19 protein-coding genes are annotated in these 22,857 nt (G+C 69.5%); 10 read left to right on the forward strand and 9 right to left on the reverse strand.

Annotated features, from left to right (window positions below; all coding sequences use genetic code 11):
• Nucleotides 1–50: 50 nt before the first annotated feature.
• The 4 genes from ACRYCC_RS15080 to ACRYCC_RS15095 all read right to left on the reverse strand — a co-directional run bounded on the left by ACRYCC_RS15080 (nucleotide 51) and on the right by ACRYCC_RS15095 (nucleotide 3,043).
• On the reverse strand, nucleotides 51–521 hold the full coding sequence (locus ACRYCC_RS15080; RefSeq protein ID WP_433812464.1) for an ester cyclase: 471 nt from the start codon (nucleotides 519–521) through the stop codon (nucleotides 51–53).
• Between the two features lie 232 nt (nucleotides 522–753).
• Complete coding sequence (locus tag ACRYCC_RS15085; protein ID WP_433812466.1) at nucleotides 754–1,203, reverse strand: DUF1931 family protein; 450 nt, start codon at nucleotides 1,201–1,203, stop codon at nucleotides 754–756.
• A gap of 27 nt (nucleotides 1,204–1,230) precedes the next feature.
• Nucleotides 1,231–2,901 carry an FAD-dependent oxidoreductase gene (locus ACRYCC_RS15090; RefSeq protein ID WP_433812468.1) on the reverse strand — a complete coding sequence of 557 codons (1,671 nt, stop codon included), beginning with the start codon at nucleotides 2,899–2,901 and terminating at the stop codon, nucleotides 1,231–1,233.
• Nucleotides 2,885–3,043, reverse strand: a complete 159-nt coding sequence (locus tag ACRYCC_RS15095) for a hypothetical protein (RefSeq protein WP_433812470.1) — start codon at nucleotides 3,041–3,043, stop codon at nucleotides 2,885–2,887. The genes ACRYCC_RS15090 and ACRYCC_RS15095 overlap by 17 nt, the downstream gene beginning before the upstream one ends.
• Before the next feature lie 874 nt (nucleotides 3,044–3,917).
• On the opposite strand from ACRYCC_RS15095, the gene ACRYCC_RS15100 reads away from it, so the two are divergent.
• Nucleotides 3,918–4,307, forward strand: a complete 390-nt coding sequence (locus ACRYCC_RS15100; RefSeq protein ID WP_433812472.1) for a hypothetical protein — start codon at nucleotides 3,918–3,920, stop codon at nucleotides 4,305–4,307.
• A 421-nt stretch (nucleotides 4,308–4,728) separates the two neighbouring features.
• Here ACRYCC_RS15100 and ACRYCC_RS15105 read toward each other — a convergent pair whose 3' ends face one another.
• Nucleotides 4,729–5,883 carry an epoxide hydrolase family protein gene (locus tag ACRYCC_RS15105; protein ID WP_433812473.1) on the reverse strand — a complete coding sequence of 385 codons (1,155 nt, stop codon included), beginning with the start codon at nucleotides 5,881–5,883 and terminating at the stop codon, nucleotides 4,729–4,731.
• Between the two features lie 62 nt (nucleotides 5,884–5,945).
• Between ACRYCC_RS15105 and ACRYCC_RS15110 the strand changes: the two genes are divergently transcribed.
• The 7 genes from ACRYCC_RS15110 to ACRYCC_RS15140 all read left to right on the forward strand — a co-directional run bounded on the left by ACRYCC_RS15110 (nucleotide 5,946) and on the right by ACRYCC_RS15140 (nucleotide 12,553).
• The gene (locus ACRYCC_RS15110; protein ID WP_433813890.1) at nucleotides 5,946–7,037 is read left to right on the forward strand and encodes a helix-turn-helix transcriptional regulator; all 1,092 of its coding nucleotides are present in this window, start codon (nucleotides 5,946–5,948) and stop codon (nucleotides 7,035–7,037) included.
• Between the two features lie 673 nt (nucleotides 7,038–7,710).
• Entirely contained in the window at nucleotides 7,711–9,006 is a 1,296-nt protein-coding gene (locus tag ACRYCC_RS15115) for a glycosyltransferase 87 family protein (RefSeq protein ID WP_433812475.1), read from the forward strand.
• Between the two features lie 227 nt (nucleotides 9,007–9,233).
• Complete coding sequence (locus tag ACRYCC_RS15120; protein WP_433812477.1) at nucleotides 9,234–9,878, forward strand: glycosyltransferase family 2 protein; 645 nt, start codon at nucleotides 9,234–9,236, stop codon at nucleotides 9,876–9,878.
• The gene (locus ACRYCC_RS15125) at nucleotides 9,875–10,507 is read left to right on the forward strand and encodes a TIGR04282 family arsenosugar biosynthesis glycosyltransferase (RefSeq protein WP_433812478.1); all 633 of its coding nucleotides are present in this window, start codon (nucleotides 9,875–9,877) and stop codon (nucleotides 10,505–10,507) included. Before ACRYCC_RS15120 ends, ACRYCC_RS15125 begins: the two co-directional genes overlap by 4 nt.
• Nucleotides 10,504–11,121 (forward strand): class I SAM-dependent methyltransferase, encoded by a 618-nt coding sequence (locus ACRYCC_RS15130; RefSeq protein WP_433812480.1) that lies wholly within the window; start codon nucleotides 10,504–10,506, stop codon nucleotides 11,119–11,121. The genes ACRYCC_RS15125 and ACRYCC_RS15130 overlap by 4 nt, the downstream gene beginning before the upstream one ends.
• Nucleotides 11,097–12,266 carry a molybdopterin-dependent oxidoreductase gene (locus tag ACRYCC_RS15135; protein WP_433812482.1) on the forward strand — a complete coding sequence of 390 codons (1,170 nt, stop codon included), beginning with the start codon at nucleotides 11,097–11,099 and terminating at the stop codon, nucleotides 12,264–12,266. Before ACRYCC_RS15130 ends, ACRYCC_RS15135 begins: the two co-directional genes overlap by 25 nt.
• Entirely contained in the window at nucleotides 12,263–12,553 is a 291-nt protein-coding gene (locus ACRYCC_RS15140) for a hypothetical protein (protein ID WP_433812484.1), read from the forward strand. Before ACRYCC_RS15135 ends, ACRYCC_RS15140 begins: the two co-directional genes overlap by 4 nt.
• Before the next feature lie 405 nt (nucleotides 12,554–12,958).
• On the opposite strand, the gene ACRYCC_RS15145 is transcribed toward ACRYCC_RS15140, so the two are convergent.
• Complete coding sequence (locus ACRYCC_RS15145) at nucleotides 12,959–13,258, reverse strand: hypothetical protein (protein ID WP_433812486.1); 300 nt, start codon at nucleotides 13,256–13,258, stop codon at nucleotides 12,959–12,961.
• Nucleotides 13,259–13,448: 190 nt separating this feature from the next.
• On the opposite strand from ACRYCC_RS15145, the gene ACRYCC_RS15150 reads away from it, so the two are divergent.
• Complete coding sequence (locus ACRYCC_RS15150) at nucleotides 13,449–14,504, forward strand: NAD-dependent epimerase/dehydratase family protein (protein WP_433812488.1); 1,056 nt, start codon at nucleotides 13,449–13,451, stop codon at nucleotides 14,502–14,504.
• A 490-nt stretch (nucleotides 14,505–14,994) separates the two neighbouring features.
• Nucleotides 14,995–15,246 (forward strand): hypothetical protein, encoded by a 252-nt coding sequence (locus ACRYCC_RS15155; protein WP_433812490.1) that lies wholly within the window; start codon nucleotides 14,995–14,997, stop codon nucleotides 15,244–15,246.
• 228 nt (nucleotides 15,247–15,474) lie between these two features.
• On the opposite strand, the gene ACRYCC_RS15160 is transcribed toward ACRYCC_RS15155, so the two are convergent.
• Genes ACRYCC_RS15160 through ACRYCC_RS15170 form a run of 3 tightly spaced genes read right to left on the reverse strand, consistent with a single transcriptional unit; the run spans nucleotide 15,475 to nucleotide 22,857 of the window.
• Nucleotides 15,475–17,250, reverse strand: coding sequence for a hypothetical protein (locus ACRYCC_RS15160; protein ID WP_433812492.1), 1,776 nt, complete (start codon nucleotides 17,248–17,250; stop codon nucleotides 15,475–15,477).
• Entirely contained in the window at nucleotides 17,243–21,601 is a 4,359-nt protein-coding gene (locus tag ACRYCC_RS15165) for a DUF6603 domain-containing protein (RefSeq protein WP_433812494.1), read from the reverse strand. The genes ACRYCC_RS15160 and ACRYCC_RS15165 overlap by 8 nt, the downstream gene beginning before the upstream one ends.
• Entirely contained in the window at nucleotides 21,598–22,857 is a 1,260-nt protein-coding gene (locus ACRYCC_RS15170; protein ID WP_433812495.1) for a ComEC/Rec2 family competence protein, read from the reverse strand. Before ACRYCC_RS15170 ends, ACRYCC_RS15165 begins: the two co-directional genes overlap by 4 nt.

A 22,857-nucleotide genomic window follows, 5' to 3' on the forward strand; every position in this document is an offset into this window, starting at 1 on the left:
TGGCCTTGAATTGGGTGCAGGACTCGGTGTTCGCTGAGACGGCACTATCCTCAGTCGCCGGGTGAAGGCCGTTCCTCGCCTGCGGATGATGAGCGATCGCCGAAGACGAGTTCGCCACCAAGCTGGCTGTACAGCTCCAATTGGTCGTAGTAGATCCGATGAGTGATGATCTTGTCGTTACCGACGGAGCAGGTGCTGGTGCCGCGCACGGCGACGGGACGGCCGGCTCCGTCCAGCACACCCCCGCCGGGCAGCATCAAAGGCCCGTTATGCGTGCCGGTGAGCATCCATTCGGTCACCGCGGGATCGGCGCAGAACACCGTGTGCCAGACCGTCATGCGCAGGTCCGGAAACCCTTTGAAGATCTCCTCGAAGAACGAGGCGAGCTGGTCGTGCCCTTCCGCGACGCCCGCCGGGGTCACCAGGACCCCGTCCCGGCTGTGGCACTGAACAACACGATTCAGATCGTGAGCGTTGAAGGCCTCGAGCAGCTTGTCCTTGACCGCGCGAGCGTCGCCCATGGTAATCACCCTCTCGGTAGAGACTCTTCCGGCGACGGACGCGCCATCTCGGCGGCCGGCCTTCACCCGGACCACCGCCGAGATGGCGTGCGCACTCGCGGCGGTGGTCCGGGCGTCCCGTACCGGCTGAGCTCGCCCGGATGGATGAGACCTTGGTCCAGCCCGACGGGCCCCGCCCCGTAGATCACGACCGAGGCGCCCGCCTCCACCTGGGCGAGTTGAGTCGACCGCCTCACAGCAGCAGGTCGAAGACACGTATCGTGCGCTCCCACTGCTCAGTCGCGGGGTTCTTCACGTCCGGATCCACGATCTTGAAAGTCTGAGCCAGGGCCACTGACAGGCCGCCGACGATCTCGGGCAGGCGGCCGACGGTCTCCTCGCCCATCGAAAGGTCGAGCGGAGGCAGCGTGGCGAGCTGTTCCAGTACGGGTTTCAGCTCGATGTCCTCATCGAGGAGGCGGAACCGGTGGATGCTCTCCTGGAGGCCCTTGGTGACGGGTAGATCCGAGGGTTCGATGATGTCGCGACGGTTCGCCTTGGCGTGGGCCTGGCCGATCACCAGAAGGTCGTAGACCTTGTCGTTCACGAAGTCGCTGTAGCGCCGGAGGTCGTTCTTGTCGACGTCGACACCCGCGGCGCTGCGGAAGAAGCGTTCGAATCTCGACACCGCCATGAGAACCATGGAGTCCCCCTTCCTTCCGGCCCGGAGTCACTCTCCAGCCTGGAGGTAGTCGTGGATCAGCCGTACGGCCATGGCGCCTTCGCCGACCGCCGCGGCCACCCGCTTGACCGATCCGCTCCGCACGTCCCCGGCCGCGAACACGCCCGCCCTGCTCGTCTCCAGCGGGAACGGCCGGCCGACGGAGTCGGGCGTGCCTTCCTTGCCAGATCGGGTGGCGTCCGCGCCGGTCAGTATGTAGCCCCGCGGGTCGAGCGCGATCTCTTCGGGCAGCCAAGCGGTGTACGGCTCCGCGCCGATGAAGATGAACATCGCGCGGGCCTCGATCGCGGAACGCTCGCCGGTGACGTTGTTCTCGGAGATGACCGCGGCGAGCCTCTCTTCCCCCATCAGCTCCCGGACCTCGGTGTTCAGCATGATCTTGATCCTGGAGTGCCGTTCGATCTCGACTGCCAGGTAGCGGGACATGTTTCTGGACAGCGCGTCCTCCCGTACGAGCAGCCGGACGCAGGCGGCGTGCCGGGCCAGGAATAGGGCGGCCTGGCCGGCCGAGTTGCCTCCGCCCACGACGACGATCGGGTCGCGCTCGCACATCTGGGCTTCGAACATGGTCGCCGCGTAGTAGACGCTCGTGGGCTCGAACTTTTCCAGGTTCCGGACGTCGAGCCTGCGGTAGCGGACGCCGGTTGCGATGATCAGGGTGCGCGCGTGGATCGTGCCACCCTCCCCGACGGTGACGATGTGATCGCCCACGTTCGGGACCAGTCCGCATGCCTGTGCGGGGACGCCGAAACGCGCGCCGAACTTGCCGGCCTGGATCGCCGCCCGCTCCGCCAGTTCGCCGCCGGAGATGCCGGACGGGAAGCCGAGGTAGTTCTCGATCCGCGAGGAGGTGCCTGCCTGGCCGCCCGTCGCGACATTGTCCAGGACCATCGTCGCGAGGCCCTCCGATGCCCCGTAGACCGCCGCCGCCAGCCCCGCCGGCCCGGCACCGATGACGAGCAGATCGCATCGGGTCTCCTGTACCCGTGGTACGGAGAGCCCGATCGCCTTGGCCAGCTCCGCGTTGCTCGGATTGCGGAGCACCGTCTCGCTACGCCAGATCACGACGGGGGTCTCCTCCGGGGTGACGCCCATGCTCCGCAGGAACCGCTCTGCCTCCTCGTCCCGCTCCAGGTCGATCCACCGGTGAGGTAGCCGGTTGCGTGCCGCGAACTCCCGCAGCCGCCGGGAGTCGGCCGAGAAGCGGGAGCCGATGATGCGGAAACCCGCCCCCAGTCCGATGAGCATCGTGCGGCGGATGAGGTAGGCCCTCAGGATGAGGTCACCGAGTGCCGGATCCTCGGCGACCAGACGGCGGAGCGCGTCCGCCGGCACGGCGAGGACCTCGCCGTCCTCGGCCACCACGCCGGTGGCGAAGCACACCTGTCCGGTGAGCACGTTGAGCTCGCCCAGGAACCGGCCTGCCCCATGGACACCGATCACCTGGTCGTCCGCCCCGAATCCCTCGACCGTCGCCACCTTGCCGGTCAGGACCGCGAAGAATTCGGTGGACACAAGGCCCTCCATGTACAGGACCTCATCCCGGTGGACCCGGCGCCGCTCGCCGTGCGAGGCCAGCGCCTGCAGTTGCGCGTCGCTCAATCGCGGGTAGGCCCCCAGCGGGTCCGGCGTCTCGCAGATCTCATGCGGCCAGCGCATGGTCCACCCATCTGCGTACGGGAGCCGGCGCCGCGCCCGATGGCCAGGTGACGACCTGGAGCTGATCGATTACGACAAGCGTCGGGGTCGTCGCGATCACGGAGTTCGTCGTGCCCAGATCGATGCCTACCGCCGTCGCCATCGCCCTCTCCCTTCACGAGCTCGCGCGTCTTTTCGGCCATCCCGTTCCGCTGAACTCGGCCGCAAGTGCCGTCGGACGCTCCGAGCCAGGAGATCCATATACGCGAACGCGACTCCGTTACCGTCTGCGTCGGACTATTGAAGGTCTCTGCGGCCATCCGGCGGTGTTGAGCACATGCCGGGCCATATCGGCGAGCTCCGGGGTCCACCAAGATCTCGTAGCTGCCGGTCAGAACCGCGAGTAGCGACGCGTACCGCGCTGCATCCCGCTGATCGCGCCCAGATCAGGCCGAGCACGATCGATCAGTCCCGCCCTCTGACCCTACGGATCCAGTCAAAGGGCTCGGATCGCTTTCCCGGAACCCCCAGATAACCATTTTTGGATCAAACAACAGGGGCGGGTGAGGAGGGCCTGCGGCCGCACCGACCCGGAGCAGCCGGACGAGGGTCCTGAGAGACGAACGAACATCAGGAACGGCCGGACGTGTCTCGCGGGCATCGGACCTTGGTGGTGCCGGCCCGGCAGTAAAGGTGAGAGCTCGGGGAACCGAGTCAGGTCGCCAGGACGGCGTTCAGGGCTGAGAGCTGCTCGCGCGTGAAGTAGAAGTCGGTGTAGTCGGCGCCCAGCAAGAGGTGTGAGTGCCACCGCGAAGACAACCATCTGACCAGGGGATGTGATACCGAAGGCCGCTCGGCAGGGTAGGGCCGAGCGACGACAACGGGACGGCGGGGGATGTTGGCCGCGATGGCGACCGGTAGCGCACAGACGCACACTGGGCAGACCGTGGTCGCCTTGCTGACCGACCCCGGCGCCCCGGCAGAGCTCGCCGAGCGGCTCTCGCGGGAGCTGCCGCGGCTGTTCACCCGATGGCTCCATGACCGTGAGTGGCGCGTCGAGATCCATCGCCATGATCAACGGAAACATCTGGCTGCTCTCACAGGCGCTCAGCGGAGCTCGGCTCGGAGTGCTGGCCGTGTTCTCGATCATCGTCATGGTCGTCTGGCTCATCGTGCACAGCGACCTGTGGGAGCGGCCGATCGACCGTTCTCCCCAGGAGCGCGAACGAGCCGCGCTGTACAACGCCTCCACCGCGTTGACCCTGGCAGTGGGGGTGTTCTGCGGCTTCGTCATGCTTTACGCGGTCGATCTGATGGCCGTGTTGTTCACGATCGACGACCAGGTGTACGCGAAGGTCGTCAATCGTCCCGCGCACCTGGGCGACTATTTCGGCTTGGCTTGGATGGTCGCGTCACTCGCCACGTGACGAGTACACCGCGCCGTCCGCTGATGATCACGTACCGATTCGGGATCACTGGCGGGCTAGGGATCGACCATCGTGCGCATGGGGGTTCGTGACGCTAGGGCATCGCGACCCAATGCACCTGGCTCGGTTGGCCCAGAGATATCCGGCGCAGCTCAGGGGACAGCTCCGTTGAGGAGGATCTGGAGCTCATCCGCTTCCTGGCCGATAGCGACCCCAGCGGACGACGAGGCCGACCCCAGGCACGCCGGCGGGGCCGGCCGCTTGAAGTCGACGCCTGGCCAAGGTCATGGGCCGTCCGTGTTCGCGGACGGCCCCATGACATTTGTGCAGCCTCCCTCCGGCGGCGGGCTGGTCCCTCACCGCCGGGTCGGGAGCCGGTTACGTCGTGCCACGTCAGGGCATTTTGTCGCCTAGCGGGAGTTCAGTCCTTCCGTAGCGTGGCGAAGAAGGTGCGCAGGTCGGCGGTCACCGCGTCCGGGTTCTCGAGGGACGCGTAGTGGCCGCCGGTGGGGAACTCGCTCCAGTGCACGATGTTGGTGTTGTCGCGTTCGGCGAGGGAGCGGATGGTCTGGAAGTCGTCGGCGAAGACCACGACGCCGGTCGGTGCGGTGTTGATGGCCGGTTCCGCGCCGGAGCGCGCCTCGGCGTAGTGGTAGCGGCCTGCGGTGGCCTGGGTGTTGGTGAGCCAGTACAGCGTGACCTGGGTGAGGATCTGGTCGCGGGTCACCAGGCTCGTGCCGTTGCCGAAGGAGTTGAACAGCTCGCTCCAGGCCAGTTGGCCGACCGGCGAGTCCGCTATGCCGACCGCGACGGTCTGCGGCCGGGAAGCGTTGATCGCGTTGTAGCCGCCGACCGACTGGAACCACTGCAGGTGCTCCAGCGCTGCGTACTCCTTGGGCCCGAAGCCGGCGAGCTCGGCCGGGTCGCCCGAAGGGAAGGAGAACAGCTGCAGCACGTGCATGCCGAGGTATCCGGGCGGCTCGAGCAGCCCGAGCTCCCGGGAGATCATGGCGCCGGCGTCGCTGCCGTGCGAGCCGTAGGTTTCGTAGCCCAGCCGGCGCATGAGGGCGTCGAAGGTGCGGGCGACCCGCGCCATCGTCCAGTCCCCGCCGGACAGCGGGGTGCTGAAGCCGAAGCCGGGGATCGACGGGACGACCACGGAGAAGGCGTCCTCGGCCTGTCCGCCGTGCGCGACGGGGTCGGTGAGCGGTCCGATCATGTCGAGGAAGTCCACGAACGAGCCGGGGTAGGTGTGGATGAGCAGCAGGGGGGTGGCATCCGGCTCAGCGGAGGGCACGTGGATGAAGTGGACCTCCTGGCCGTCGACGTCGGTGAGGTAGTGCGGGAACTCGTTCATCCGTGCCTCCTGCTCCCGCCAGTCGAACGTGTCGCGCCAGTGGTCGACGGTCTCGCGCAGGTAGCGGTTGGGCGTGCCGAGGTCCCAGTTGTCGACCGCGGCAGGGCGGGGCAGCCGGGTGTTGGCCAGCCGCCGGGTGAGATCGTCGAGCTCGGCCTGCGCGACCTCTACGCGGAAGGAGCGGATCTCGGTGGAAGCGGAGTTCTTCGTCGTCGTCATGGCTTCACGGTAGAAGCCATATAGGAAGACTTGATTCCTAATGGTGCGGCATGATGCAGATCATGTTGAAAACTTCGGCGAGGCGGCTCGCTCTGCTGTCGCTGCTGCAGTCGCGACCGTCCTGGCCCGGCTCTGAGCTGGCCGAACGTCTCGGCGTGAGCGGCCGTACGATCCGTAACGACATTGAGCGATTGCGCGAGCTCGGCTATCCCGTGGACGCCACGCGCGGCACGACAGGCTCCTACAAGCTCGGCGTCGGCGCGAAGCTGCCGCCTCTGCTGCTGGATGATGAGGAGGCCGTCGCCGTCGCGATCGGGCTGCGCGCCGGAACCGGCATCAGCGGCATCGAGGACAGCAGCGCCCGTGCCCTGGCCAAGCTGGAACAGGTGCTGCCGCACCGGCTTCGCCGCCAGGTGGCGGCGATCCACGAGTCCACCTCGCAGGGGCCGCACAACACCGGCTCCAACGTCGAGGACCCCGAAATCGACGCGGCGGTCCTGACCCAGATCGCGATGGCCGTCCGCGACCGCGAATGGTTCCGCTTTGACTACACCACCGGGTCCGATGACCGGGCGGACGAGCCCCCCTCCGGCACGGCGGCGACGTCCGGGCACAAGCTCGTGGAGCCCTACCGGCTCGTCAGCTGGATGCGCCGCTGGTACCTGGTCGGCCGCGACCCGCACGCCGGCACCTGGGCGACGTTCCGGGCAGACTGGATCGACCCGCGCATGCCCACCCGCCGCGTGTTCACCCCGACCCCGCTGCCCGGGCTCGACTACACGAGCTTCGTCCTGCGCGACGTCGCCTCGACGGGCTGGAAGGTGCACGCCCGGATCACCGTGTTCGCCTCCGCACAAGAGGTGCTGTCGCGTATCAATGCCACCGTCGGCGTGGTCGAGTCGGTCAGCGACGAGCAGTGCGTGCTCGTGACCGGAGCCGACAGCCTCGAGACCATCGCGGTGTACATCGGCATGCTCGGACTCGACTTCGAGGCCACAGGGCCGCCCGGTCTCATCGACCATCTCGCGATCCTTGGCGAACGCTACCTGCGCTCGATAGGCCGGAGTCGGGGAGAAACGGGACGTGACGAGCCTCAGACCGAGGAGTCCCGGTTGAACGCAGTCAAGGGCGGGCGGACTGCGACCTCGTCGTGATCTCAATTGGTCAGCGTGGCCTGCCTGAGATGCGGCAGTAGGTGGTCAGGGTGTCGGGATGCTCAGGGCCCAGGGCACTCTCCCGGTTGCCGTCCAGCCAGAGAGAACTGAGGGTTTCGCGGCCCAGGCCTAGCAGGCGGATCAGGTCGGTGTCGGCCAGAGCGGGGGCGCTCCACGTCAGCAGGGCCCGGACGTGCGGGATCAGCCGTTGCCACCGAGGCCAGTCCGTGGGCCGTTCGGCATCCAGTCCCGAGGCGGCGGCTTCCAGGACTCCGACTGGCCGCCATCGTCACCGCGGTCGGCCCGCCTCCCGAGATGCCCACGACCGCCGCCACCTGGCCGATGCCGAGGTGCTCGCAGAGCCGGGCGGTGACGTCGGCGAAACCGCCCGGTGAGGTGCCGGTCTGTAGGGGAGTCCGGCCGTAACCGGGACGGGACGGCACGGATTCATGCGCGGCTGGACGGGCTGGTCGGCGACCACGAGTTCTTACGGATCGCGTAAGCGAAGGTGAATGTCCTTCTGCAAAGCCGGGCTGGGTGCGACGGTGTAGGCGTGACCAGGGCGAACGGAGCGAGGGCGTGTGGGGCGATCGTCGCAGTAGTGGCGTTGTGCGCGCTGGTGTCGTCGGAGGTGCACCCTGTGCCTGGGGGAGGGGCTGCCGGGCGGACCCTAGTGCAGGCGGTCGCCTGGGCGGTCTTCGCCGGGGGTGCCTGGCTCGTTCGTGGCCTGCCCGTGCGTGCGGCCGTACTGCTGATCATCGTTGGTGGTATCGGCCTGCAGGTCGCCGCGTTCTCCGCTCCGCCGCGTACCAGTAGTGACTCTTACCGGTATATCTGGGATGGGCGAGTGCAGGCCGCCGGGATCGATCCGTACCGTTATGTTCCGGCCGCTCCGGAGCTGAGCCGGTACCGGGATCCCTCGTTTCTGTGGCAGCGGACGACGGAGTCCCGGTGCGTCGGACCGGGAGTGCCCGATCCGGACAGCGCCGGTGAGCTGCTCGCCCCCGGGTGCACGCTGATCAATCGGCCGGCCGTGCACACGATCTATCCACCGGTGGCCGAGGGTTACTTCGTGGCCGTGCACGCGCTGTCGCCGGGGAACGCCCGTACCCGGCCCATCCAGATCGCGGCGGCGGTCGTGGCCGTGGCGACGACGGTGCTGCTGGTGGTCGGGCTGAGCGGGCTCGGCCGCGATCCGCGTCTCGCGGTGCTGTGGGCGTGGTGTCCGCTGGTGGCGCTGGAGGCGGGCAACAACGCGCACGTTGATGTCGTCGAGGTCTTCCTGATGCTGGGGGCCCTGCTCGTCCTCGCCAGGGCGGGGAGCCGCCGGAGGGCACTGCTCGGGGGCGTGGTGCTCGGGCTGGCCGTCGCCGCGAAGTTCCTCCCGGTGCTGGTCGCCCCTGCGATCGCGCGTCGTCGTCCCTTCGAGGTGGCGCTGGCGGCGGCCGGGGCGATCGGCGCGGTCTACCTCCCTCACGTGCTCGCCGTCGGTGGCGGCGTGCTCGGCTACCTGCCCGGCTACCTCAAGGAGGAGGGGTACGAGTCCGGGTCCCGGTTCGCACTGCTCGGCCTGGTCGTTCCGCACATGTATGCAGGCCCGGTGGCGGTGATGGTCCTGGCGGTGGCGGCACTCGCGGTCTGGCGGACCGCGGATCCGGAGCGGCCCTGGCGGGGAGCGTTGGTGATGGCCGGAGTCTTCCTGCTCGTCACCTCACCGGCCCTGCCCTGGTACGGCGAACTGGTCATCGTGCTCGTCGCGCTGGACGGCAGGGCCGAGTGGCTCGCGGTCGGGGCGGGCGGGCATCTCATGTGGGCGATGATCGATCTGGGTCTGCCCGCCCCGGAGGCGACCCGCATCGGGTACGGGACCGGAGCGCTGGTGGTCCTCCTCGTGTCCGTGGTGCGGAGGACTCTCGATGCCCGGAGGACCCCTGCGCCGGAGGAGGAACCTGTCGTGGTGCCCGCCTGAGTCCGCAGGGTTCCGCGCGGTCTTCCGATCCGCGGTGCCTCGACAGAGCGACCGGCCCGTAGGTGATCGCAGGCGGGACTTCGCTGTTCAGGTGTGATGCCCGGACGGCCGTCTTCGGCGGCGGCACGACGTCTCTGTGTGCCTACAGTCATGACCTGGACAAACACGGGCGGGCGTCATCACTACGTAAGGGTCGATCAAGGCCCTCCAGGCTTAACTTCATGAGCATGATCACTGTCGTTCTGCCCTGTCTGGACGAGTCCGAGGCGCTTCCGTGGGTCCTGGACCGGATGCCGGCCGGCTACCACCCGATCGTGGTGGACAACGGTTCGACCGATGGCTCGGCCGAGATAGCGCGCGGCCATGGCGCGCAGGTCGTGCATGAGCCGCGGCGTGGGTTCGGGGCCGCCTGCCACGCCGGACTGCTGGCCGCCACCACCGAGTTCGTGTGCTTCATGGACGCGGACGCCTCGCTCGACCCCGTCGAGCTGCCCGCTCTGGTCGCCGCGCTGTCGCAGGCCGGGCTGGTGCTGGGACGGCGCCGCCCGACCGAGCGCGGAGCCTGGCCGGTCCATGCCCGGCTCGGCAACGCGGTGCTGGCCTCCTCGCTCAACCGGCGTACGGGCGGCCCGCGGCTGCACGATCTGGGACCGATGCGGGCGGCCCGCCGCGTCGACCTGCTCGGCCTCGGGCTCACCGACCGTCGTTTCGGTTATCCGCTGGAGATGGTGCTGCGGGCGGCGCGGTCCGGCTGGGACATCGCGGAGATCGATGTCTCCTATCTTCCCCGGCGCGGCCGTTCCAAGGTCACCGGGACGGTCCGGGGCACCGTGCGCGCGGTGCGTGACATGCGCAAGGTCCTGGCCACGTGAGCGCCATCGACCTCATCGTCATCGCGAAGGAACCCCGGCCCGGGCGGGTCAAGACCCGGCTGACCCCGCCCTACAGCCCCGGGCAGGCCGCCGCGCTGGCCGAGGCCGCGCTGGCCGACACCCTGGACACCGTCGTCGCGACCCCGGCCGTGCGCCGGGTGCTCGCGCTCGCCGGGGAGCCGGGCCCGTGGCTGCCACCCGGTATCGAGATCGTCACGCAGCGAGGTGACGGGCTGGACGAGCGCCTTGCCGCCGCCTTCGACGACGCCCACCGGGGACGTCCGCTGGTACTGATCGGCATGGACACCCCGCAGGTCACGACCGGTCTGCTGGCCGCGGCCGGAAGAGCGCTCGGCACCCACCACGCGGTTCTCGGACCGGCCGGCGACGGTGGTTTCTGGCTGCTCGGCCTGCGTACCCCCGACCCTCGGCTGCTCACCGGGGTGCCGATGTCGCGGCCCGACACCGGCGCCGCCCAGCTCGCCCGGCTCCGGCGCGCCGGTCTCCGTGTCGCCGGGCTGCCGGAACTGGTCGACGTCGACACCGCCGCCGACGCCGAACGGGTGGCCGCCTGCGCGCCGCACGGCCGGTTCGCGCACACCATGCGAGTGCTGCGGGGGAGAGCATGATCGGCGGGCTCTACGAAAGCTCACTGGCCGGGCTGACGCCCGTGGACATCGAGTACGCAGACGGGCGCCGTACACCCCTGCCCGTCCAGGACTGGCTGAGCGAGCGGCCCGGCGATGCCGCCCTGCTGGACCGCTGTGCCGGGCTCACTCTCGACATCGGCTCTGGGCCCGGCAGACTGACCGTGGCGCTCGGCGAGCGGGGTGTGCCCGCTCTCGGGATCGACGTGACCCTCTACACCGTCGAACTCTGCCGGGCGGCGGGCGGGCTCGCGCTGCACCGGGACGTCTTCGACAGGGTCCCCGGCGCCGGCCGCTGGGAGACCGTGCTGCTGGCCGACGGGAACATCGGCATCGGTGGTGATCCGGAGGCGCTGCTGCTGCGCGTCGCCGAGCTCATGCGGCCCGGCGGGCAGGCACTGATCGAGGTCACCGGGCCGGGGACGGTGACACGCACCGAGTGTGTACGGCTGCGCTCCGCGGCGGGACCGGAGGACTGGTTCCGGTGGGCGCAGGTCGCCATCGACGACGCGGCCACACTGGCCCCACGATGCGGGCTGACGGTGGCCGACCGGTGGACGGAGGCCGGACGATGGTTCGTCACGCTGACCAGGTGAAGAGCCGCGCGGGTGAGGTGCCCAGGGTGATCGCGAGCCGGTTCGGCAGCCGCCTGCACGACGAAGGCGTCGCGGCCTGGCTGGGCGTCTGGCTCGGTGTCAGCTTCACTCTCACCTTCGTCACAGGTCTGATCAGCCACTTCATGCAGCATCCGCCGGAGTGGCTGCTGTGGCCCGCAAGGCCGGTGAACCTCTACCGGTTCACGCAGGGGCTCCATGTCATCGGCGGGCTGGCCACCATCCCGCTGCTCCTGGCCAAGCTGTGGACCGTCTATCCCAGGCTCTGGCAGTGGCCGCCCGTCCGGTCGGCGGCACACGCCCTGGAACGGAGCATGGTGTTCCTGCTGGTCGCCGGGGCGCTGTTCCAGCTGGCGACCGGAGTGCTCAACGTCGCCCGGTGGTATGTCTTTCCCTTCAGCTTCCCTGCCACGCACTACTGGACCTCCTACATCCTCGTCGGCGCACTCGTCATCCACGTCACCAACGAGTGGGCGAAGGTACGTCGTACGGTCTTCCGGCCCGTGCGGCTGGACCCGGTGGCGGCGGACTCCGCGCGCGGGACGGCATCGTTGACGAGACGGGGGTTCTTCGCGACCACCGCCGCCGCCTGCGGCGTCATCGCCGCCACCACCGTCGGAGAGGCGTTCCGGCCGCTGGCGCGGATCGCCTGGCTGGCCCCGCTGCCACCGCGGCGAGGCGTACCGGTGAACAGGACGGCGGCGGCCGCCAGGGTCACGGTCCGCCCGGACTGGCGGCTGCACGTCACCGGTGCGGTGCAGCGAGACCTGAGCCTGTCCCTCGAGGAGCTACGCGCGCTGCCGCGTCACTCCGCACGGTTGCCGATCGCCTGCGTGGAGGGCTGGAGCGCCGAGGGAGCGTGGGCGGGGGTACGGCTCCGGGACCTGTTGCGGATGGCCGGAGCCGCCGACGACGCCCGCGTCCGGGTCGAGTCCCTGGAACCCGCCGGGCGCTACCGGACCTCGGAGGTGCGGGCACCGCACTGGCACGACCCGCTGACGCTGCTCGCGCTCGAACTCGACGGCGCACCGCTGACCCCCGATCACGGCCATCCCTGCCGCCTGATCGCACCGGACCGGCCAGGGGTCCTGCAGACCAAATGGGTCACCAGGGTGGTGGTCCTATGAAACCCCGTCACCTTGCGCACGTAGCCGGGGGCGCCCTGATACTCCTCGGGCTGTCCGGTCTCCTCACCCACGCCGCCGAGACCAATCCGGCCGGCTGGGCCCTGTGGTTCGGCGGAACGGCGATCGCGCACGATCTGATCCTGGCGCCACTGGTCCTGGTGGTCGCGATGACCACCACCTGGGTGCCGGCCCGCTACCGCGCACCCCTCCAGAGCATCCTGGTGACCATCGGTTGCGTCGTACTGATTGCCCTGCCACTGCTGGCCTTCTCCCGGATCCGCCAGTAGCGCCGATCGTGATCGCGGCGCCGTGTCACCTGCCGGTCCGCTGCCGCGTCCGGCTCTGCCGTCCGCGCAGTGACCTCTCACGTCGCAGCCGGAGCGCGTACGCGAGTGCCGATCCGGTAGGAGCACGCCGGTCACCAGGAGCCACCCGCCCAGGTACGGGTCTGGACTCAGGCCGGTCGAGGCTTGGTAGACCTGCCTGGATCGTCGCAGGATGAGAGGGAACCAGACGAGCAGCAACAGCCCGGACAGCCCGGCCGGTACCCGTAGGTAGTTGATCCACGGCGGCGACGCGGCCCGCCGCGTAACCGGCCAACGCGAAGCAGGCCAGCAGCGCGAGCAGATGCAACGGGTTCGCACCGTAGCGGGAGCCCGCCCATCGGCACACTGCACGCACCGGAGGCGTCCTCATGAGCTCGACGGCCAGAACCGAGCCGTCCGACCCATTTGGTGTTGTGCACGCCGGGGGCGTTCGGGACGATGATCCGTGCCGGGAAGCCGTTCGCGGCCGAGGCTGCGGGACCGCAGTGCGCGGACCATCCGTGGCAGCTTGACGGCGACATGGACGACGAACGCCGCAAGGAAGATCCACGCGCCGTACAGGTGTGCGGGGTAGGGAGAGCGGGACGGTGGCCAGGCGAACAGCTTGGGGATGACCGACCACAGCTTGGCCAGCAGCACCGGTACGAGGGTCAGCCCGAGGATCACGTGCACCCCCTGCGTGAGCCGGTACAGCCACGGACCGCGCAGCGGACTGCGCCAGAACCCCGGGCGGAACGGGCCGGGCGGCGGATGGGCCCTCGGGCGACGGCCGTCACGATCCAGGTGCTCCTTACGATTTCCGTACGTCGGCGGGTGGCCGAGTGATCCGGCTGCCCGGTTCGGTTAGCGTCTGATCATGCGCGTACTGGTGACGGGATCGGCGGGCTTCATCGGCTTGCCGGTCGTCGAGGAGCTCATCGCCGCAGGTCACGACGTCCGCGGTCTAGATCTCGTGCCCGCTGCTCAGGGGACGGTGGGCGATGTGCGAGATCCGGTGACCGTGGCGCGATGCCTGGACGGGGTGGAGGTCGTGTGCCACCAGGCCGCGAAAGTGGGTCTGGGCGTGGACGCCCTCGACCTGCCGGACTACGCGTCGGTCAATGTCCTGGGCACTGCGGTGCTCCTGGCCGAGATGGCGCGGGCGAAGGTACACCGGCTGGTGCTGGCCTCCTCGATGGTGGTGTACGGAGAAGGCGCCTACACCTGCGCACGCCACGGCGACGTACGGCCGGGTCCACGAGCCGAGAGCGACCTGCGGGCCGGCAGGTTCGAGCCACCCTGCCCGATCTGCGGGGAACCGTTGGAATCCGGAGTCGTCACCGAATCGGCGCCGCTGGATTCGCGCAACGTCTACGCCGACACCAAGCTGGCTCAGGAACGACTGTCGGCCTCCTGGGCACGCACCACGGGCGCGACCGTGACCACCTTGCGCTACCACAACGTCTACGGCCCCCGGATGCCACGCGACACCCCGTACGCGGGAGTCGCGGCGATCTTCCGGTCGGCGCTACGGCACGGGCAGGCGCCGAAGGTGTTCGAGGACGGCCGCCAGCGGCGGGACTTCGTCCACGTACGCGACGTGGCCCGGGCGAACGTGCTGGCGGTGAACCGGACGGGAACGTCGCAGGCGTACAACATCGCGAGCGGTGAACCGCACACGGTCGCCGACATGGCGTGTGCGCTGGCGACCGCGTACCGGGGACCGCAGCCGGTGGTGACCGGCGCCTACCGGCTCGGGGACGTACGCCATGTCGTCGCCTCACCCCGCAAAGCCGACCAGGAGCTGGGATTCACCGCCGCCGTCACGTTCGAAGACGGCATGGCGGAATTCGCGACCGAGGCGATGGACGGGCCCACCGCCTCGCCCACCGGACAGGCCCCTGGCCCGGTCCTGGCACCTACGACGACGTAGCGGAGGTTCGGTGGAGCAGACGAGGATTCGGGTCGTGCCGACAGGAGGCGAACGCGACGCAGTGGTTCGGTGATCTCCCAGGTCAAGCTGGAGCTCCACTCGATGGTGGGCAGGTGTTCGGCGACGGCCCCTGCCCGGTTCTCTGGGTGGGGGCACGGCCTTTTGTGGGGGATCTCGGTTCGGCTGCGTCCGGGTTGCTCGTCGAGCTCGGCAGCCGGTCCGCCGCAGAAAGTCAGCCCGGGGCGTCCTTACGTGGACGGGTGCCGACCTGCTCGGACGTACCGGTGCGGCCTTGCCGCCCCACCCAGCCGGCGGACGGTCCAGGCTGCGGTAACGACCGTGGAACACAAACAAAGGAAAGGGGTCACGCATGCCAGCGTTGCCCTACCAGACTCAAGCGCCCTTCGGGGTGTGGATCTTGGTCCACCTGCAGTGGCATTGGCTGGTGGTCCAAGAAGATACTGTGCCCCTGGATCGGATCCTGAGGGATTTGGAGAAGCTCCTGTCCGGGACCCAACTGACGGTGGCGAAGAAGTTCGTGCTTACCGTCCGCGGGTCGAGGCAGCGGCCTTTCACTACCCTCCTGGTCCGGGACGGCGCCTCGAGGCGCCTGGAGGTGTTCTCCCCGGAACTATCCCTCTGGGACGCCTGGCGCAGCCGGGCACTCGCCATGAGACACCACTACCCCTGCGGTTCCTACAATCCGGGCAACGGCAGGGTCATCTGGGTGTCGTTCGACTGACACCCTCGAGCGGACATCACCTGTTCAAGGGCTCTTGATCTGAGCCCAAGATGAACGCTGGGACTGGCTTTCGCCCTCCATGTGAGGGCGGAGGCCAGTCTCGTTGTCCTCGTCGGCGCTCGCCGCCCGCCCCAGCACGCGGAGGAGCAGGCGCCTCCATCGAGCACAGCAAACCGGGGCAGAACGGCGATCCGGTATAGCCGGTGAGCCGGGAGTCATTGATTCGCCTCAGGGGGTGCGCAGGAAGCTGACCCGGTCGCCGCTTTCGATCATTTGGCGAGCGAAGCCGGCGGAGCCGAGAGCCGGGGTGTTCAGCGTGGCGGCAATGGTGGCCGCCAGATCGGCGACGGGCAGCCGGCCGCCGGGGTCGAGGGGAAACGGGCCGACGGCTGGTCCGGGGTCGCCGGTCGCGTTGCGCAGCGACTTGGCGTACATGCCCTCGGCCGGCAGTTCCACCGCGAAGTGCAGCGACTCGGGCTGCTGATGGATGTCGAGCCGGGCCAGCACTCCTTCGAAGAGGCAGAGCAGGATGTTCGGGGTGAGCCGTACCAGCCGCGACGGCAGGGGAGCGCTCTGGTCCGTGCCGGCGAAGCCGTCCACCAGCAGTCCCGGGTAGCCGGGCACCAGGTCGGAGCGGATCAGCGCACCCGTGGTCACGGGAGCCGGGGAGGGTAGCGGGAAGGTACGGTCGAGTTCGGCGTCGGCGGCTGACAGCCGGCCGATGCTGAAGGCCCCGTCGAGCAGATGGCGGATCCACTGCCGGTCCAGCTGGAGGAACCGGATGCTTTCCAGAGGGAGCAGCCGCTCGTCGGGGATCAGGTAGGCCGGTGGCACGCCGTCCAGTCTGGCCAGGCCGGTCAGCCAGGTGGTGAGCGTGTCAGGCAGAGTGTCGTCGATGGGCATCACTCGCAGCGGGTAGCCGGTGTCCGGCTCCCGTTCTGCGCGCAGCCGCTTCTGGGCGCGCCTGCGTTTCCACTCGTACAGTTCGGTGGCGAAGGGGGTGCTGCGCAGCGCCAGCAGCCGGCCCAGCTCCCACGCGGCGGCGTAGCCGGTGTCGAACATCGCGACGTCGGGGTGGAAACAGAGCAGGTGGTCCGAGGCGCGGGTGGCCGTCAATGGTGCCTCCGCGACCGGGCCGGTCGTGAACGGCCCGCGGTACCAGGACACGGTGCGGCCGCCCTGGCGCAGCGTGTGCCGGACCGCGACGTGGCCCTCGCGCAGGTACCGGTCGGCGTCGGGATTGCCGCTGTCGGGCAGCCGGTACGGGCTGCCGTCACCGGCCAGGTCGCGCACAAGCGTGGCGAAGGTCTGGTCGTCGTCCAGGCAGCCGAACCGCCAGTTGGCGAGTGTGATCAGGCGGACGAGCGAGTCGGGTCCGCCGGTGCCGAGGTCGAAACCGCCGGCGCGGTAACGGCCCTCGACGGAGACGAGATGGACCGTGCTGAAGGCGCCGGCGGGAGGCAGCCGGTTCCCGATGATCACTGCGGCGTCCGGGGTGCCCGGGGTGCGCCGCAGGTGCGCGAGGTAGGGCAGATCCGCCGCGGCGGGGAGCACCGCCTCCAGCACCCTCCGGCGGACGTCGATCACCGTGACCGGGTCGGCGAGCGCCTGGTGGGTCTCGAGCGTGGTGGCAGGGTGGTAGGCGGGGCCGGCGCCCAGCTTGCTGAGCTCGATCACCTTAGGGTCCGGGCGCTCGTCCTCGGCGAACAGCAACAGCACCAGCCAGGGCCCGGTGACGGCGCCCGGCGAGCGCTCCCATGGCAGGGTCGGCCGATCCAGGACGACGTGCGGCAGGACGCTGTGATGGTCGCCGAGGCTGCCGTCCGGCGGGAAACGGGCCGTCAACCGGTCCGGCGGCAGGGCGAACCGCTCGCCGCCGACGGTGAACCGCCGCCGCGCCGTGAACGGCGTGGTGTCCAGGGAGATCGTCTGGGTGGCGGTGATGACGTAGTCGCCGGCCGGAAGTGTGGGCAGGCGGTGGTCGAGAAACGTGATGTCATCCATGCTCCGCCACCTGGGGGATCTCGTGGAACAGTCCGGCCGTGACGCCGGTGAGGTCGATCTCGGCATCGGGCAGCACGGCGTCCCGAAGTGCCGCGCGGGTGGCGGCGAGGCCGCCGTCGGCCAGCCCGCCGGTGATGGCGCCGGCCCGGGTCGCTTCGTCGGTGCCGCTGGGGACGTACGGCTGCGCTGCCGCCCACGCGAAGGCGTTCCGTTCGGTGAACAGCGGGGTCAGCGAACTCAGCGCCGCCCCCGGCAGGGTGGCTGCGGCGGCCGGTTCGGTGGGCGGCAGCGGGCGCACCGTGTAGCCGGTGAGCAGGTCGCCCACCAGCTGGGGATGGCGCACCGAGGTCTCCAGCTCGCCACCCCACAGGGCGTAGGGCAGCTTCTTGCCGACCGGTTCGTAGCCGAACAGGTGGTCCATCCGCCGGCCGCCGTTGGTGATCTCGATCCGGTGCGTGGCAGACGCCGATGCCAGGCCGAGCGGGCTGATCCCGAACGAGCCGGCGGTGCGGCCGCGCGGCAGCGCCGTACCGCCGGTCGCCGGGCCGCGCTCGGCGGAGGTGCTCGGGACGACCGAGTCGGTGACCAGCGCCAGGCCGTGCGGTTCGACGACTCCCAAGTCCTCGCCGGTTCCGGGGACCAGGGATCCGCCGCGCAGCGCGACCGTGGTGATCTGTTCGCGAGCGGGCAGGAGGGTGTCGCGGAACCGGCTCCACGGGATCGGCTGAGGCTTGCCGGAGCCGCCGGTGCCGAAGCTGATGGTGAAGGAGATGATGCTGAGGTCGATGTAGGCGCGCCCGCCGAAGTTCGGCCCCGAGAAGGTCACGTCGGCCCCGACGTGTGCGGTGATGGTGTGCGTACCGAAGAACGAGAAGGTGTACGAGGCGCCGACGAGGATGTGCACGGCGGCCTCGTATTGGTACGGCTGCCAGGCGATGAGGAAGTCCATCGAGGCGTTGAACCAGGCGCGCAGCGAGTCGTCGCGGTAGGTGGCGCTGAGGTTGCCCCCGGCCATCAGCGCGGACGGGGTGAGGGCGTAGTAGGCGCCCCCGGAGACCTGCAGTTTCGGCGTGACCTGCCAGTTGAGGCCCAGCCGGGGCACGACCGGATAGTGGCCGGGGCGGGTGAAGCGCGGGTGGTAGCCGCCGACCGTGAGGACGAAGTCCCCGGCGTGCTCCCCGGAGAACCAGCCGGCGAACGCGAACCCGCCGGTCAGGTGGCAGTTCCGGGAGAGCAGGTAGGAGTTGGGGGTGAGCTGGGCGGTGATGGAGAAGACTCCGTCGTCGGGGACCAGCGTGGCGCGCAGCGCGAGCTGGACCTCGGCGATGGGCGTGACCCCGGCCGCCCCGGCGCCTGCGGCGGGCAGCACCAGCGTGGACAGGCCCAGCAGGTTCATCTCGAACCGGTGCCCGAAGCTCACCGCCAGCAGCAGGAACGACTCGATCATTTGGAAGGAGGTGAAGCGGATCCCGGCCATCAGGAAGAAGTCGCCCGGTGAGGGCGGCAGTGCCTCCTGCAGCCGTTGCAGCTTGCCGGCCAATGAGTCGGGAGAGGGCCGGCCGAGCGCGTCGGCGACCAGCGGGAAGTCGGCGAGCTTGTCGAGACTCGGCGGGATCAGCCGCCGGTTGTAGCCGAAGCCGGCCGCCAGCCCGCGCACGAAGAAGAACGCGGGCCCGCCGATCGGGTAGTTCAGGAACGCGTACACGAACAGCGACGGCCCCTGCGGGAGCTGGATGTAGGAGCCGATCGCGCCGATGGTGAGCTGCTTGGCGCGCAGCACCGCCTGACCGCTGTACGCGGGGTAGGAGACCCCATTGAAGCTCACCGAGCTCTTGAGGAACGAGCCGCTGATCTCCACGGGCCCGGAGGTGTAGGAGACGCCCAGGCCGTTGAGCCCGAAGGACGGCACGGTGCCCGGGTCGGAGACCACCACCCGGACCTGCAGCCCGTCCAGGGACAGGGTCAGCCCGGCCACGGTGAGGGAGGCGTCCAGCAGCACGGCGAGCACGGCCTCCTGGCCGGGCGGGTGCAGGTAGGCCAGCCCGGCCCGCTCGATGTGCAGGGGACCGAAGGTGCGCTGCACCTTGTACCACAGGGTGTTGTCGGCGGTCTGCGTGCCGGGGGACGCGGTCGGCGCCGGGGGCGTCCCCTCGGAGACCGGCAGCACCAGCGGCTGCTCCAGGGACCCGAGTTTGAGTCGGCCGTCCACCACGAAGCCGGCCGTCAGGTCCCGTTCCGGGAGCTTGGCGATCGTGGTGGGCAGCACGTCGTTGACGGCCTTGACCTTCGCGGTGGGCAGCAGCGCGGAGACCGCGACCATCCGCAGCGGGTCGAAGCCCATCTCGCCGAGCTTGAGATGGGCCCCCGCGACCGGCAGCCGGGACAGGTCGACGGTGAGCGCGAGGTCGGCGCCGAACACATAGGTGGAGCCGTCGACGGCGAGGAACGCGGCGCGCAGGTCCACCGCCAGGCCGTCCGGGACGTAGCCGGCGGCCGACGGCAACAGCGCGCCGACCAGGTCCTTGAGCCGGGGCACCGGATCGGTGGCGGGGCGGGAGTAGGTCGCGGCGAACAGGGTGGCGTCCTGCTGCCGGGCGAACCGCACGTCGAACCGGGGCGTGAACGGGCCGCGCGGCGTCGGCACGGTCACCGTCAGGCTCGCGGCCAGGGCGCGCCGCGCGGTGTCGATGGCGACGGTCAGGTCGGCCTGCACGGTGTCGATGGGGAACAGCGCCTCGCCGGTCACGAACAGCCGCTTGGCCCCGGTGGAGATCTCGATGCCCAGGTTCTCGATCACGAGCCGGGCGATCGGCGCGGGCAGCGTGATGGAGCCGAAGCGGGCGGCCAGGGTCTGGAGGAGGGACCCGATGGCGATCTGCTGGCCGGGGCCGGTCGCGCCACTGAACTCCCACTGCCGGTCGGGCGCCGGATCGTAGCCGGCGGTGACCTTGACGTTGACACGCTGGATGACGAAGATCGCCAGCGCCTCGAACCGGGTCTTGTCGGTGTGCTCCATGGAGAACATCACGTTGGTCAGCGACACCTGGTCGGTCAGCTTCCAGTCGCCGATCAGCTCGATGAACCCGTCGTACGCCAGGGCGCGGCCGCCGCCGGGGATGGTGAGCCCGAAGTCGAGCTTGCTCACCGCCAGGTCGGGTACGGGGCTCGGGTCGGCGCCGGTGAAGTGGGTGTAGACCTCCCGGAAGCCGAGCGGGCCGTCGGTCCCGCGCAGGTCCCCGCCGAACGTGCCCGTACCGAAGTCGGCGGTGAGCTGCAGGGTGCCGACCTCGCCGATGCCGACCAGGCCGTCGACCGTCCCGGACAACCGCGCGGAGGGCCCCGGAGCGTCGATCCGGAAGGTGACGTCGATCGCCTGCAGCTCGACCAGCCGCGGCACGACGGTCCAGGACTCCCGGGTCTGCAGCTTCAGGCTGATGAAGGCGACCGACAGGGCAGACGGGGTGACCAGCATGCGGACCTCGGTGAGCCGGACCGGGCTGGTGATGTCGAAGTCGAACGGCACCGGCAGCGCGGACTGCCCGGCGAACGAGGCGACGTCCGACAGGCTCAGGTCACCCAGCTCGGAGAAGTCCGCCACGAACATCAGGCTCTCGCCCCAGCCGCGTATCTCGGTGTACAGCAGCACCTCGTGCCGGACACCGGCCACGGTGATCGGGACGGTACCGGTGATCATCATCGAGCACTGCACGGTGAAGTCGATGGCGTCGTAGTCGAAGAACGGGTCGGCGAGGATCTCGTACCGCAGGTCGGACAGGGTGAACAGGCCCAGGTTCAGGCTCGCCCCCTCCGGCCCGTAAAGCAGGATGTCGGGCACGGTGGAGGTCGGGAAGCTCAGTCCGGGAGGCCCCGACGTGGTGGTGATCTCGCCGGTGACGGCGTGCGTGACGCCGGGCATCAGCAGGTCCAGCGGGGCCAGCGGGGTGGTGATGATCAGGGTCCCGGTGAACGTCATCGTGGCGGCGGTCGAGTCGAGCACCAGCTCCGGAGACTGGAATCGCAGGGTGTCGAACACCGAGGTGCGCAGGTCCGGGAATGCCTTGGTGAACGTCCAGTTCGTGTCGCCCGCCGCCCGCGCGAAGACGGTGACGGCGGCCGAGACGATCGCGAACCGCATGGTCACCGTCATGCCGGTGAACGGACCTGACGCTCCGGTACCGGTCACGGTCACCCCGTCGGTCGTCTCGGTCCGGGAGGTCACCGGGTCGATGACGACATGGCCGCCGGGGAAGAAGCCGGTGAACAGCGACCCGGCACCCGGCAGGGCGTCCACGGGCACGTCCACCCGGGTGCCGGTCAGGGCCACGGCGTTGCTGAGCTCGTCGGGGGTCATCCGGCCGGCCTCGTGTAGTAGATCGTGTCCCGCGAGCCGGTGCTGAAGACCGGGTATTCGCTGAACACGCTCCCCGCGACGTAGCTGCCCATCGCCGCGGGTGACCAGTAGAACGTCTCGTGCGAGTCGATCGTGGGACGCCCGGCCGTTTCGAGCAGGTCGACGTAGCGGGAGACGACCGCCTCGCTGGGCAGGTGGTCCTTAGGGATCTTCCAGCCGGCGCTCATCACCACCATCTCGGGATTGACCTTCTTCATGAAGACAACCGAGGACGAGGTGTTGATGCTGCCGTGGTGCCCTGCCTGCGCGACGGTCATGTTCCCGATCCGGTTGGCGGCGCCGGTGTTGAGCAGGAACTGCTCGGTGTTGACGGTCGCGTCGCCGACCATCAGGATCTTGGCGCCGTTGGCCTCGACCAGGGTGACGATGCTGCCCCGGTTCTTGGGATTGCTGGCGTCCGCCGTGTAGGAGTGGACGACGCCGGCGGCCAGGATCGTCACCGTGCAGACGCTCTTCCCGCCGTCGACCTCGTCGATGATCCTGATACCGCCCATCGCGTCCAGCCGGTCGATGGTCTGGCCGGCGCCGGCGAGCGGGACGTCCGTTTTGTTGATCTGTGACACGCCGGGTGCCGCGTGGGCGGCGTCGTTGTTGAGCACGACCTCCTTGGCGCTGCCCCCCTTGGAGAGATGGCTCTTGATGAAGGAGCTGGTGGCCCCTTCGGAGTAGTCGTTGACACTGCCGCTGTAGTACCAATTGTCGATCTTGACGGTGTCGGGCAGCACCGCGGTGAGCTTGTTGTAGTGATCGACGTCTCCGTGCGTGGTGATGAGCACGTCGATGACGTCGTGGTCCTTCATGAACTTCGGGCCGTTGAGGATCGCCTTCAACCTGCTGGTGAACTGGGTGTCGGTCTCCTTTGGCTCGGGCCTGGCCCCCTCCTTCGGCTTCGCGCCGCAGTCGAAGAGCAGCACCCGCCCCCGCGGGGTGGACATCACGGTGCAGTCGCCCTGCCCGACCCGGATGAAGGCGACGTGCAACTGGCCGTCGCCCCGGTTGCCCGCCACGGGCTTGGGCCGGTCGCTCAGGTCCTTGGCCCGTTTGGCGGCCAGCGCCTCCTGCTCCGCGAGTATCGCCGCGGCCGCCGCCTCCGCCTCGCGCTGTCGGCCGGGCGCGCTCTGGGCCCGGGTCTTCGGCCTCTTCGGGGCGGGGGCAGCCGGCTCCTCGCGCTCTCTCTTGCCTGGTGTGTCCGGCAT

The organism is Actinomadura scrupuli, from assembly GCF_050971785.1.
GTDB lineage: Bacteria > Actinomycetota > Actinomycetes > Streptosporangiales > Streptosporangiaceae > Actinomadura_E > Actinomadura_E scrupuli.